We start from the raw sequence: 12,194 nt of genomic DNA, 5'->3' as shown, positions 1-12,194 counted from the left end.
CCCATCCATGCATACCTCCAACCCCAACGAATCCAAAGCCCGCACCGTCTTCCGGGTGGTTAGCGGCAACTTCCTGGAGATGTACGACTTCATGGTCTACGGCTATTACGCCAAGGCCATTGCCGACACCTTCTTCCCCGCCGGCAACGAGTTCCTCTCGCTGATGCTGTCGCTGGTGACCTTCGGTGCCGGCTTCCTGATGCGGCCGCTCGGCGCAATCTTCCTGGGCGCGTACATCGACCGTCACGGCCGCCGCACGGGCCTGATTGTCACGCTGGCGCTCATGGCCTGCGGCACGCTGCTGATCGCGCTGGTGCCGGGCTACGCCACCATCGGGCTGGCGGCGCCGCTGCTGGTGCTGATCGGCCGGTTGCTGCAAGGCTTCTCGGCGGGCGTGGAGCTGGGCGGTGTGTCGGTCTACCTGGCCGAAATCGCCACCCCGGGCAAGAAGGGCTTCTTCGTGAGCTGGCAATCGGCCAGCCAGCAGGTAGCCGTCATGTTTGCGGCGCTGCTCGGCGTGTTGATGTCGTACCTGCTGCCGCCGCCTGAAATGAGCGCATGGGGCTGGCGCGTGCCGTTCCTGATCGGCTGCCTGATCGTTCCGTTCCTGTTCATCATCCGCCGCTCGCTGCAAGAGACGGAAGAGTTCCAGAAGCGCAAGCACCGTCCGGACCTGGCCGCCGTGTTCCGCTCGATGGGCCAGAACTGGCGTCTGGTGGGCGCAGGCACGCTGATGGTCGTGATGACCACGGTGTCGTTCTACCTGATCACCGCCTACACGCCGACCTTCGGCAAGAGCGTGCTGCATCTTTCGGACATGGACAGCCTGATCGTCACGCTGTGCGTGGGCGCCTCGAACTTCTTCTGGTTGCCCGTGATGGGCGCCGTGTCTGACCGTGTCGGCCGCCGCCCGCTGTTGATTCTCTTTACCGTGCTGATGCTGGTGACGGCCTACCCGGCCATGCAGTGGCTGGTTGCCGCACCGTCGTTCGCCCGCATGCTGACCGTGCTGCTGTGGCTGTCTTTCCTGTATGGCAGCTACAACGGCGCGATGGTCGTCACGCTCACCGAGATCATGCCGCCGGAAGTCCGCACCACCGGGTTCTCGCTGGCGTACAGCCTGGCCACGGCCATCTTCGGCGGCTTCACTCCCGCGATTGCCACGTGGCTGATCCACGAGACGGGCAACAAGGCGATGCCGGGCGTGTGGGTGTCATTTGCCGCGTTGTGCGGGTTGATTGCCACGCTGGCCATCGTCAAGCCGGCGGGTAGGCATGAGCATGGGGCGGGCACGGCGCCTGTGGCCTGACCTGCATTTGGGATGAAGGAACGCCTCTCGGAGGGGAATCTCCGAGGGGCGTTTTGCTTTTGTGCTTTTGTTTTTTGCTGGGATTTTTTGTTGGTGGTGGATCCCTTGTTTCATCCCCTGCCGGGGCTGACTCACTTTCTTTGTCTTGCCAAAGAAAAGTAAGTCGGTCCCGGCAGGGAACGAAAAGGGGGGTGGACCACCAACAAAGAAACCACCCTCCACCCCTTCCGAGTTCCAAATCCGCATTCGCCATAACCAGCCGTGCAGACGCAGCGTTACTGAATCACCAGCCCATTCGGCCCCACCACCCCGAGCTCCACATAGTGCGAGCCCGGCCGCGTGCGGTCGGAAAAGTCCACCATAAACCCGCCCCCCACATCGAAGTTGCGCAGATGGGCCAGCTCGCGGCGCACCTGGTCACGCGTGGGCTTGGGGCCGGCGCGGCGCACGGCTTCGGCCAGCACCTTGGCTGCCACAAAGCCTTCCACCGCCCGGAATGAAAGTTCGACATCTCTGGCGCCCACGGCTGCGCGTGCGCGGTTGAACTCTCGGATGACGGGGTTGACGCTCTTGCCCGGGTTCGGCATCACGAGCGCCAGCGAATAGCCACGCACCGCGTCGATACCTGCCACCTTGAGCAAGATGCCCGGATCGATGGATGACAGCCCCAGGAGCTGCGCGCCACCACCACGCACGCGGTATTGCTTGATGAACTGCGCGGCGGGCTCCGCCGTGGCGCCCAGGAAAATGGCCTGCACATCGGTGCCGAGCAGCTTGTCGACAGCGGCGCTCACCGAGGCCGTATTGCGCGGGTACGAGGCGGTGGCTGCAATCGTCAGCTTGTGGGGCTTGAGCGTGCGCTCCACGCCTGCCAGCACTTCCCTGCCCAGCGCATCGTCCTGATACAACACCCCGATACGCGTAACGCCGATGGTGACGAGCGCGCCTACCATCTTGTCCATCTCCTGCTGGTAGCTGGCCTTGATGGGAAACACCAGCGGATCGCCGGTCATGCTGGAGGCACCCGTGGCGGGCCCGACCAGCGGCAGATTGGCTTCGGCCAGCACGCCACTGCGCATGAGCGCTTCCACATTGGCGGTGCCGACCACGGTGAGCGCCGCCACGGGGTTGTCGATCTTGGCCATGTCGCGCACGTTGCGCAGGGTCTGCTCGACTTTCTGCTCATCGTCGCGGGCGACCAGGCGGATGGTCTCGCCGTTGATGCCGCCGTCGAGATTGAGCCAGTCGAAATACAGGCGTGCCCCGGCATTGAGTGCCCGCCCCGTCGCGGCTTGCGTGCCCGACAGCGGCAAGGATTGGATGATGCTGATGTCGGCGCGGGCGGCCGGCGCTGTCAACGCAGCCATGCATGCCACACACGTGGCAAGTGCGGCCCACGGCCGCAACCATCCCATCGCCCCGCGTGCCCCCCGGCTACGCGTGTGATTTCCCGTTTGCATTGTTCGCACCCATGTCGCCGCGTGCCTCGTGGGCAACGGCGTTTTTGTCGAGACCGCTTGAGCGATCCGCTTTGTTGTGTGGCGCCAGATATCTCCAGCGCCGGGCGATAGCCTGCCATCGACATCTGGCTTCGACAAGTCCTGCCGGCGCATTTACACTGGCCCGACCGTTTCTGTCGCAAACCCGCCATGCCACAGCGCCTCCTGCCCACCGATATCGAAGGCCGCACACCGCCCTCAGCGGCGCATCCGGTGCGGCTCTACACGCGGCAGATGGAGGCCAATACGCGGTTCCCGCGCCACACGCATCCGTGGGCGCAGGTGGCGTATAGCCACAACAGCGTGCTGCGCGTGCAGGCCGGCGACACCGCCTGGGTGGTGCCGCCCTCGCGGGCGATCTGGATTCCGCCCGGCATCGAGCACGAGGTGTGGGTGGTCGAGGCCGCCTTCCTGCGTACGCTGTATGCCGACCCGTCCGTGGTGACGGGCACGCTGGCGCAGTGCCGCGTGATGGAGGTGTCGCCGCTGCTGCGCGAGCTGATTGCCGCCATGGACGTGCGCCAGCCGCTGCCGGCTGCGCGCGAGCAGGCGCTGGCCATGCTCATCCTCGACGAGCTGCGCCGCAGCGCCCCGCTGCCGCTCGATCTGCCTATGCCTGCCGACAAACGCCTGCGCGCCCTGTGCGAACGCGTGATGGCCGACCCGGGTACCTCGCTCACCTTTGACGCCCTCGCCCGCGATGTCGGCGCCAGCGCCCGCACGCTGGCGCGGCGCTTCCGGGACGAGCTGGGCGTGAGCTTTTCGCAGTGGCGCCAGCAGGCCGTGCTCGCCAGCGCCATCCCGATGATGTCGCAGGGGATGCCGCTGTCGCGCGTGGCGCAGGAGCTGGGCTACAACAGCCAGAGCGCGTTCTCGGCGATGTTCCGGCGGGCGTTCGGCAGCAGCCCGAGCGCGTTTCTGCATCGACCGGGCGGCGACGACGCCTAGCCCCCAAAGTGGAGGCGATCCTGCCGCACCTACAGCGGCGGAATTTCCATCGCAGGCAGCAGCACCGCAAAGCGCGCACCGCCGGCCGTGGCCGCATCCAGACGGACGTCGCCGCCATGCACCAGCGCAATACGCCGCACGATCGCCAGCCCCAGGCCGAAGCCTCCTGTGTGGCGGTCACGGCTGGCGTCCAGGCGCAGGAACGGCTCGAACACGCGCGCGCGGTCCGGCTCGGGGATGCCAGGGCCATCGTCTTCCACCGTCAGTCGCAGCGCACCGGCGGGGCCCGCTTCGGCGCGGATGGTGATGGTGTTGCTGGCATAGCGCGCGGCATTGCGGATCAGGTTGAGCAGCGCACGCGCCAGCAACCGCGGGTCGCATACGTGGTGCGCGGGGGCGGCATCGGCGTGCACGGCCAGGATGAGCTGGCGGTCAGCCACGTCGTTGGCGACGCTGGCGACCACGCTGTCGAGCCATTCACCCACGGCCACGCGCATCAGCACGAGGTGCATGGCGCCCTGCTCCAGGCGGCTCAACGCCAGCAGCTCGCTCACCAGTTCATCAAGTTCGCGCACATCGCGGCGCAGCGCATCGAGCCGCACGTTGCGCTGTGCTTCCGACACCGGCGACTGCAGCAGCGCAATGCCGAATTCCAGCCGCGCAATCGGCGTTTTCAGCTCGTGCGAGATGCCGTTCATCATCTCGCGCTGGTGCTGGATCGAGCCCTGGATGCGCTCGGCCATCTCGTCGAACTGGCGCGCCAGCGCATACACGTTCGAGCGCTTGCGCAGATTGGCGCGTGTCGCCAGCTTGCCAGCACCGAAGCCGCGCGCCGCGTCTTCCAGCACGCGCAGGTCGCGCCAATGCATCCAGACCCAGAGCAGCAGCGGCAGGAGCGCGGCAATGGCGATCAGCGAATAGGCGATCAACTGGATGCCAAGGTAGTCCATGTCCTCGCTGTGGGCGTGCAACACGCTGCCGTCGCGCAGCGGCAGGTAGTAATCCTTGCCGTTGGTCATCAACACAAGCTTGTGGTCGGCCAGATCGCGCCGCTGCTGAGCTGAGAAGCCTGGCACGGTGTCCGGATCGACGAGGTCGAATTTCTCCCACGCATTCTTGTTCAAACGCGCGATGGCGGCATCGCGCCCGTCGGAGCCCGCGTGATCCAGGTAGTCCTGCAGCACGAAGGCGTAACCCTTGCGCACCTCGCGCTCGCCGTGGGTGAGTGTGTCGTGGAACAGCCAGACGAACGACTTGTTCACGCCGATCAGCGCCAGCGCCGCGGCCACCACGACCATCGCGTACAGCTTCAGTAACGACTTGAGCACGGTTCAGTCCTCCCACGCCGACGGGCTGAACAGATAGCCGCGTCCCCAGATCGTCTTGATCTTGTGCGGCTCGGGCGAGGCATCGCCAAAGCGGCGGCGCAGGCGCGAGATGCCCGAGTCGACGGTCCGGTCCAGCCCGTCGAACTCGATGCCGCGCAACTGTTTGAGAATGTCGTCGCGGCTGAGCACGGTGCCGGCGGCGCGCGCGAGGATCAGCAGCAGATTGAACTCCGCCGTCTTGAGGTCGACCGGCTGGCCGCGCCACGTGACGGTGCGGTTGGGTGGCGAGATAGCGAGTTCGCCGAAGACGAGCGTGTCGTCGCGCGGCGCCACCGGCTCGGACGTCGACATGGCCGGCACCGAACGGCGCAGCAGCGCGCGAGCCCGCGCCACGAGCAGGCGCGGCTCGATGGGCTTGAGCACGTAGTCGTCGGCGCCGATTTCCAGCCCGGCCACCTGGTCGTATGTGTCGACACGCGCGGTCAGGATCAGCACCGGCACGCGCGAGAACGCGCGGATGCGCCGACACACTTCCATGCCGTCCATGTGCGGCAGCATCAGGTCGAGGATCACCAGCGCCGGCTGGTGTTCACGCACGGCGGCCACGGCAATGTCGCCGCGCCGCACCACTTCGACTGCAAATTCATAGTTGCCCAGGTATTCGCCGACAAGCTGCGCGAGGCGGTCGTCATCTTCGATCAGCAACACCTTGGTCTTGAGCGGCGCGTCGGTCATCGCGTTCATCGCCCGTACCCCCGTTTCTTCTTGTGTTGGCGCGCAGTGTACGGCGCCGGCCTTGCGAGCGGATGGGGCGGAGAAACTTGCGGACACTCGCGCACAATTGCGCACAACTTCCCGGCAATTTCCAGACAGACGTGCGCGGGGCATCTCGCCAGACTGCGGGCTCTCTCTCAAGAGGTCCAACAAGAGGTCCTACGTGCTCAATCGTCTCTCTCCCCGATTCTCCGTCGCTTATCTGGCCGTGCTCTCCGGCATGTGGCTGTCTCCGTCTTCCGTGTATGCCGATGAATCGTCGTATTCGCTGTCGCTCAACGCCGGCGTAGCGCCGCGCTACCAGGGCGGCAAGGAGTACACCGTGACGGCCGGCCCGGGCTTCCGGGCAGATTTCGGCAACGGCTGGTTCATCGACCCGACCCAGGGCGGCGCGGGTTATGCCATCCGCTTCCTGAACGGCATGTTCGCCTCGGCCGCGCTGTCGTACGACCCGGGCCGCTCCGACACCAACCGTTACGGCCGCCCCGGCTCGGATCACCTCAAGGGCATGGGCACCGTCAAGGGATCGCTGCTGGGCGTGTTCACGGTGGGCGGCAAACTCATCGGCGACACCACGGGCAGCGCCACGCTGGAAGTGCCCATCACCAACCGCGAGCGCGGCTGGTCGGGCCACATTGACGTGGCGGCGCCGGTCGTGAGCTGGGGCAGCGACAAGATCACCGTCAGCCCGAGCCTGCATTTCGGCTCGAGCAAATACATGCAGACGTACTTCGGAGTGACGCCGCAGCAGTCGGCCAACAGCGGCTTCGCCCAGTACAGCGCGGGCAGCGGCCTGCAAGCCGCCACGCTCACGGTGGCCTGGACGCACGAGTTTTCGCGCCATTGGGCGGTGCAGACGGCGTTCGGCACCTCGCGCCTCTTGGGCAACGCGGCGAAGAGCCCTATCGTGCAGAACAAGCAAAGTTACTTTGGCGGTACGGGCATCGTCTACACGTTCTGATCGGGCCCTCAATCAAGCGAGGGCATCGAGCCACGCCACGGTTTCGCGCCACCACGGCGCGCCGGACGATGCCCGGAAGAAGCCCATGTGGCCGACGCCCTTGGCGCCCAGCGCTGCGCCGCCCACGTGCCGGCGTGTCACGCGCGTGGCGGGAAACTGCGCGACCAGCGCATCGATGGCATTGGCCGGTGCCAATGGGTCATCGTCGAAACCCCAGGCGAGCAGCGGCACGGCGAGCCTCGGGTAACGCGAGGTATCCAGCCCGGTACGCGGCGCAAAGAGATAGCCGCGCCGGCGGGCAAAGCGCGCCCAATCACCCAGGATGGCGGCCGGAATCGACATCGGCCCCATGCCGACAGCCGCGAGCGGCAGCATGCCGCCGCGCACGCGCGCCACCGCCAAGGGAATCCGCACACGCAGCAGCCATGCGAGTTGCGGACGGATCAGCGGGCCGTGCCACGGCCACAGCCGCGCATTCGCCAGCGACACTGCCACGTGCACCAACGCATCGGCATGCACGATGTGCGGTGCCAGCCCCGCCAGTTGCCCGCCCGCGCTGTGGCCGAGCACCACCAGCTTGCGGCCGCCGCAGCCCTCAGGGACCAGCGTGTCGTGCACCCATTTCAGCACGGCGTCGATGTCCTGCCGGCCCCAATCGGCAAAGCGCGGTGTGCCCGGGCCGGTCGCGGCCGCCGCGCCAATGCCGCGGTAGTCGAACGTCACCACCCGCCAGCCCGCCAGGCACAGGGCCCGCGCAAACGCCGCGTAGAACTGGCGCGGCACGCCCAGCGCCGAGCAGATCACCACCGTGCCGTGCGCGCCCAGCCCGGGGCTGGTGACCGTCACGGGCAGCGTCCACCCGTCGGCCGTGCGGACGTGGTCGTCGCGGGTGGGAAGGGCATCGGCGGGGTAGTCGATCGGTTCGCGCTGCATGGGCACTCCGCTCGGGCTATCAAGTTGGGATGGACCGAGTATTGGCGGCGCAGGATGCGGTCACAATTACGCGACAGGTAATCGCGGCAGCTACCCGACTCTGCTTCAATAGGTGACATGACGCCCACCAAGCCCGCCTCCGCCTCGTCCATCGACGACACCCTCATGCTTGAAGACGCCCATGCCTCTCATGGCGCCCAAGCGGCCCAACCGGCAATTGAGCCGCCTGAAGCGGCGCTTTCGCGGTTCCCGCAGTTGCTGCGCTTCTGGCGCACGCGGCGCGGCTATAGCCAGCTGGCGCTGGCCCTGGCGGCGGGTGTATCACAGCGGCACGTGAGCTTCCTGGAATCTGCGCGCGCGGCGCCCAGCCGCAACATGATCCTGCAGCTGGCCGAGGAGCTGAACGTGCCGCTGCGCCATCGCAACCAGATGCTGCTGGCAGCCGGTTTCGCGCCCGCCTATTCCCAGCAGGGCCTCGCCACGCCGGCCGATGAAACGTCGCCGATGATGCAGGCGGTGCGCCACGCGGTGAAGCTGATCCTCGACAAGCAGGCCCCGTATCCGGCCATCGTGCTCGACCGCTTCTGGCATGTGCTCGACGCCAATGCCGCGCATCGCCGGCTGATGCGCTGGGCCATCGGCGACGACCGGTCCGAAGGCGCACCGGGCGCCGTCAACATGATGAAACTGGTATTCGACCCGACCGCGCTGTGGTCGGCCATCGCCAACCGTGAAGCAGTCGGCCGCTACCTGGCCCGGCGCGTGCGGCAGGAACTGGCGCTGCAGGCCATCGACCCGGCGACGCAACGTCTGCTGCACGACATCCGCGCGATGCAACCGGCGCTGTTCGATGCGGCGGATGCGCCGGCCTCCCCCGCCGCACTCCCGCACGATGCCGGCGATCCGCCGCCGTTCCTTCCCATTTCGCTGCAGCGCGACGGCGTGACGATCTCGCTGTTCTCCACGCTCACCACGCTGGGTACCCCGCGCGATGCGGGGCTGCAGGAGATGCGCATCGAGTGCTTTTATCCGGCCGACGAGGCGTCGCGGCGGGCGCTGGAGCGTATTACGTTGTAACCGGCAGCCGGCCTTAAGTCCGCTTCATGCAGGGGTGCCTTCGAGCGAGGAGACGTCAAAGGGTGTAGAGATGCCCTCATTTGTGAGCTTTCCTCGTGGCCAATGACATATCGAGTCAATCGCTTCAGCGAGTTGAATCAACTGAGCGGGTTGGTAATGCACAGGCTGATCGTTCTTGACCGAATCTTCCACGGTCACGCGAAAGCTTACGCCCTCCCGAACCCAGCCGACGTCCCAAAGAGCGGGGCCGTCACGTCGTCCCCATGACAGCACCAAGCTTGCGGGATTTTTATGCACCGAGAACTTGAGCGTGAGGCCAAACTTCCCAGATTGACCTCCATATGCCCAGAAATCAGAACGCCCTAAAAGCAGACGCCTTTTCCCGTTGTCGACTGAGTACACTGCGGACCAGATTCCCGGTTGCTCGGGGATCGCGCCTACCAACTTGCTCCCATGTGCCATGCATCTGAGGGCCTCGTCAGTGACCTTCTGATCCCCCTCAAGCGGCTTCTGAGCCACACGCTTAGCTTCATTTTCCGCGGTATCGAGCAGGCCGAGATATTCGTCGCGGCCACGATTACGTACGTAGCCTGATGCATCAAAGACGTTGTCCCCCATCAAAATCTGGCGTTCTTCATTGGTGATATCCCACTGAATACAAGCTTCACCAGATTGAATTCGACTCAGACACTGGTTTGGAACATAGCCGGGTGCTCGGTAGTGCTGAAAGCTCCCCTTGTACCAATAGACTGCGGCTGCAAAAGCCACACCAATTACACCCATCGTCAAAAAGTATTTCATCGCGTTTCAAAACCCCATTCCGCCAAGTTGCAGTCAGTGGCCTTCGTTTTCGCCAGCGGCCTCATCTCCTGTACGAACGGGTCGTAAAGCCAATGCGTTCCGGCGACGCGTGCTGTGGGCTCCTCTATCACGTCGTAAATGGCCGGATGTCCTGCTCGAGCGCTGTACAAGGCCCCTCGGTTATGTAGGAATACCAGCCCTTGCAAGCGGCTGCTTGCACCTGCGTGTTCGCGTTCACTTCGCATACTCGCCAAACGCCGTGCCCATTATCGACATGGAGGCCGCCGTCCGCGCTCAGCCCCAAATATTGAATCTGACCACTGCAGGCGTAATTGCTGGCATGGGCGAGTTGGGTGGACAACAGAACGCCCCAGGTCGCTAAGAAAGTTCGAAGCGCACGCATCTAAGTTTCCTTCTCTGGAATCAAGTTGAAGGAGGACTGTAGTCAGCGCTGAGGCGAAATATTGCAGCCGTAACGCAACTTGACATGCCCGTGCCGGGCCTAGGAGCGTATTACCTTGTAAGCTGCACCCAATTGCAACGAGAATCATTCTCATCTATATTGGCCGGTCGATTTGCCTCCCTCTGGCGGCCCTTGCCCCGTCTTGTGCTTCATGACCGACCTGTCCCATCCCCCGCTTTCGGCCAAGCCGGCCGCCAAACCGGCCGCCAACGCACGCCCCGCGAAGGCCAAGGCTGAACATCCCGCCAATCGCCGTGCCACGATCGTCCGCTGGCTGCGCAAGACGCACGGCTGGTTCGGGCTGTGGGGCGCGGTGATGGGCCTGATCTTTGGTGTGTCAGGCATCTGGCTGAACCACCGCGCGGTGTTGAAGCTGCCCGTGGCGCAACAGCGCATCAATACGCAGGTCGCCCTGCCCGACCCCGTGCCGGCCACGCCTGAAGCGATGGCCGCCTGGCTGCAGCAGACGCTGAACACGCCGGAGCCGGCCACCCGCACGCGCGTGGAAAAGGCCAAGCCCGTGGCCTGGGCCGAGCGCCCGACCAAGGGTCAAAGCGCCTCGGACGAGAAGAACGCCGACGCGCCACGCGAACCGGCCGCCAAGCCCCTGATGCAGCCCGAGCAATGGACCTTCAACTTCGGCAGCGCCACCACGCAAATCCAGGCCGAATACTGGGCCGGCAACCGCTCGGTAGCGATCCGCCAGACCGACAACGGCTTCCTCGGCACGCTGATGAACCTGCACAAGGGCGTCGGCATGACGGTGCCGTGGATTCTGCTGGTGGATACGCTGGCCGGCTGCCTGATCTTCCTGTCGATCTCGGGCCTGTGGCTGTGGGTGATGACCACCAAGCGCCGCACGGTCGGCTGGACGATCTTCGGGTTGGGGAGTCTGCTGGCGATCGGGCTGGCGATCTCGCGGCTTTGAGTGCCGCATGTGTGGTGGATGGCGCCCGCGGGGCGCCATTTTTTTTGCCTTCGCGGCTTCGTTGCCGTCGCTTACGGGCGGTCGACGCCGCGCTCTGTCAGCAGCCGCTGGATCGCCCGCATGCGCGAACGCACCATCTCATCGCGGCGTTGCGCCACGCAGGTCATCAAGATTTCGATGACGGTCAGGTGCACCAGATACGCCTCGGTGCCCACCCGCATCACCGCATCTTCCGGCACATCCACCGTCAGCGCGATCTGCGCGCGTTCGGCCAGCGGTGTGCCAGCCTGGGTGATGGCGATCACGCACGCACCCTGCTCCGCCGCATAGGCAATCGACTCGAGCAGATACGGCATGCGCCCCACGTGCGAGAACGCCACCACGACGTCGGACGCGCCCAGCATGGCCGCCGACACGAGCTGCAGATGCGCATCAAAGTAAGCATTGGATGCCAGCCCCAGCCGCATCAGCCGCGCTTGCATGTCGTTCGCCATGAACGATGAGGCCGCACCGGCCGCATAGCAATCGACGCGGCGGGCGCGGGCGATGCGTTCGGCGGCGGCGTCGACTTGTGTGGTGGACAGCGATTCACGCAGTTTGGCCAGCGCACGCGTGGCTCCATCGATGACCTTGCTGGCGACCAGCGCCGGCGGATCCGCCCGGCCGACATGGCCCGGCAGCGTCGGCTGCGCGTGCGCGAGTTCAGCGGCCAGCGTGGCCTTGAACTCGCGCAGGCCTTCAAAGCCGAGCGCCTGACACATCCGCACGATGGTCGGCATCGACACGCCGGCGCGCACGGCCAGCGTCTCCACGGATTGTTCGAGCGACAGCTCCGGCGCTTCCAGGATCAACCGCGCCACGCCCTGCTGCGCCGGCGATAGCGCGGGCAGCTTGTCACGCAGGGCGTTGAGCACGGGAACGGAGAGCGAAGGCATGGGGGGCGTGGGCGGCAAACGGAAATCGGCGTCGCCAGTGTAGCGGCAGCCCCGCGCCACACCGCCTGCCCGAGGGAAAACCCCCAAGAATCTGTAAGCCGGCGGTTTACGCTCAACGCCCCTTCGGCGGGCAACGCCCCAACCGGCGCGACGTGTGCGGCGCTTTGTCGGTGCATGCGTAACTTCAACCCTTACAGCACAGACTTGCCTGAGAGTCGGCCCCCGAGCCAGGCCGGAA

At 65.6% G+C, this 12,194-nt stretch carries 11 protein-coding genes; 5 read left to right on the top strand and 6 right to left on the bottom strand.

Annotated elements, in window-relative coordinates; all coding sequences use genetic code 11:
- Positions 1-7: 7 nt before the first annotated feature.
- A complete protein-coding gene (locus ACEN9T_RS09670) occupies positions 8-1,309 on the top strand; it encodes an MFS transporter (RefSeq protein WP_413707637.1) in 1,302 nt (433 codons plus the stop codon).
- A 275-nt stretch (positions 1,310-1,584) separates the two neighbouring features.
- Here the strand turns inward: ACEN9T_RS09670 and ACEN9T_RS09665 are convergent, their stop codons facing one another.
- Entirely contained in the window at positions 1,585-2,676 is a 1,092-nt protein-coding gene (locus ACEN9T_RS09665; protein ID WP_092976506.1) for an ABC transporter substrate-binding protein, read from the bottom strand.
- 282 nt (positions 2,677-2,958) lie between these two features.
- Between ACEN9T_RS09665 and ACEN9T_RS09660 the strand changes: the two genes are divergently transcribed.
- Positions 2,959-3,756 carry an AraC family transcriptional regulator gene (locus ACEN9T_RS09660; RefSeq protein ID WP_413707636.1) on the top strand — a complete coding sequence of 266 codons (798 nt, stop codon included), beginning with the start codon at positions 2,959-2,961 and terminating at the stop codon, positions 3,754-3,756.
- A gap of 29 nt (positions 3,757-3,785) precedes the next feature.
- Here the strand turns inward: ACEN9T_RS09660 and ACEN9T_RS09655 are convergent, their stop codons facing one another.
- Both ACEN9T_RS09655 and ACEN9T_RS09650 read right to left on the bottom strand, forming a co-directional pair.
- On the bottom strand, positions 3,786-5,084 hold the full coding sequence (locus ACEN9T_RS09655) for an ATP-binding protein (RefSeq protein ID WP_092976484.1): 1,299 nt from the start codon (positions 5,082-5,084) through the stop codon (positions 3,786-3,788).
- A 3-nt stretch (positions 5,085-5,087) separates the two neighbouring features.
- Positions 5,088-5,819: a response regulator transcription factor gene (locus ACEN9T_RS09650; protein ID WP_092976481.1), complete on the bottom strand. Its 732-nt coding sequence runs from the start codon at positions 5,817-5,819 to the stop codon at positions 5,088-5,090.
- A 202-nt stretch (positions 5,820-6,021) separates the two neighbouring features.
- Between ACEN9T_RS09650 and ACEN9T_RS09645 the strand changes: the two genes are divergently transcribed.
- On the top strand, positions 6,022-6,819 hold the full coding sequence (locus tag ACEN9T_RS09645; protein ID WP_413707635.1) for a MipA/OmpV family protein: 798 nt from the start codon (positions 6,022-6,024) through the stop codon (positions 6,817-6,819).
- Between the two features lie 12 nt (positions 6,820-6,831).
- Here the strand turns inward: ACEN9T_RS09645 and ACEN9T_RS09640 are convergent, their stop codons facing one another.
- Positions 6,832-7,752 carry an alpha/beta fold hydrolase gene (locus tag ACEN9T_RS09640; protein ID WP_413707634.1) on the bottom strand — a complete coding sequence of 307 codons (921 nt, stop codon included), beginning with the start codon at positions 7,750-7,752 and terminating at the stop codon, positions 6,832-6,834.
- 117 nt (positions 7,753-7,869) lie between these two features.
- Here ACEN9T_RS09640 and ACEN9T_RS09635 point away from each other — a divergent pair, with 117 nt between their 5' ends.
- A complete protein-coding gene (locus ACEN9T_RS09635) occupies positions 7,870-8,829 on the top strand; it encodes a helix-turn-helix domain-containing protein (RefSeq protein WP_413707633.1) in 960 nt (319 codons plus the stop codon).
- A 24-nt stretch (positions 8,830-8,853) separates the two neighbouring features.
- On the opposite strand, the gene ACEN9T_RS09630 is transcribed toward ACEN9T_RS09635, so the two are convergent.
- Positions 8,854-9,630: a hypothetical protein gene (locus ACEN9T_RS09630; protein WP_413707632.1), complete on the bottom strand. Its 777-nt coding sequence runs from the start codon at positions 9,628-9,630 to the stop codon at positions 8,854-8,856.
- 614 nt (positions 9,631-10,244) lie between these two features.
- Between ACEN9T_RS09630 and ACEN9T_RS09625 the strand changes: the two genes are divergently transcribed.
- Positions 10,245-11,021 (top strand): PepSY-associated TM helix domain-containing protein, encoded by a 777-nt coding sequence (locus ACEN9T_RS09625; protein ID WP_413707631.1) that lies wholly within the window; start codon positions 10,245-10,247, stop codon positions 11,019-11,021.
- 71 nt (positions 11,022-11,092) lie between these two features.
- Here ACEN9T_RS09625 and ACEN9T_RS09620 read toward each other — a convergent pair whose 3' ends face one another.
- Positions 11,093-11,956, bottom strand: coding sequence for a MurR/RpiR family transcriptional regulator (locus ACEN9T_RS09620; RefSeq protein ID WP_092976466.1), 864 nt, complete (start codon positions 11,954-11,956; stop codon positions 11,093-11,095).
- Between the last annotated feature and the right edge of the window lie 238 nt (positions 11,957-12,194).

Origin of the sequence: Ralstonia sp. Ralssp110 (assembly GCF_047325135.1) — a bacterium.
GTDB classification, from domain to species: domain Bacteria; phylum Pseudomonadota; class Gammaproteobacteria; order Burkholderiales; family Burkholderiaceae; genus Ralstonia; species Ralstonia mojiangensis.
Note: the sequence above shows the minus strand (reverse complement) of the source record. Positions and strands in the feature narration are given on the sequence as shown.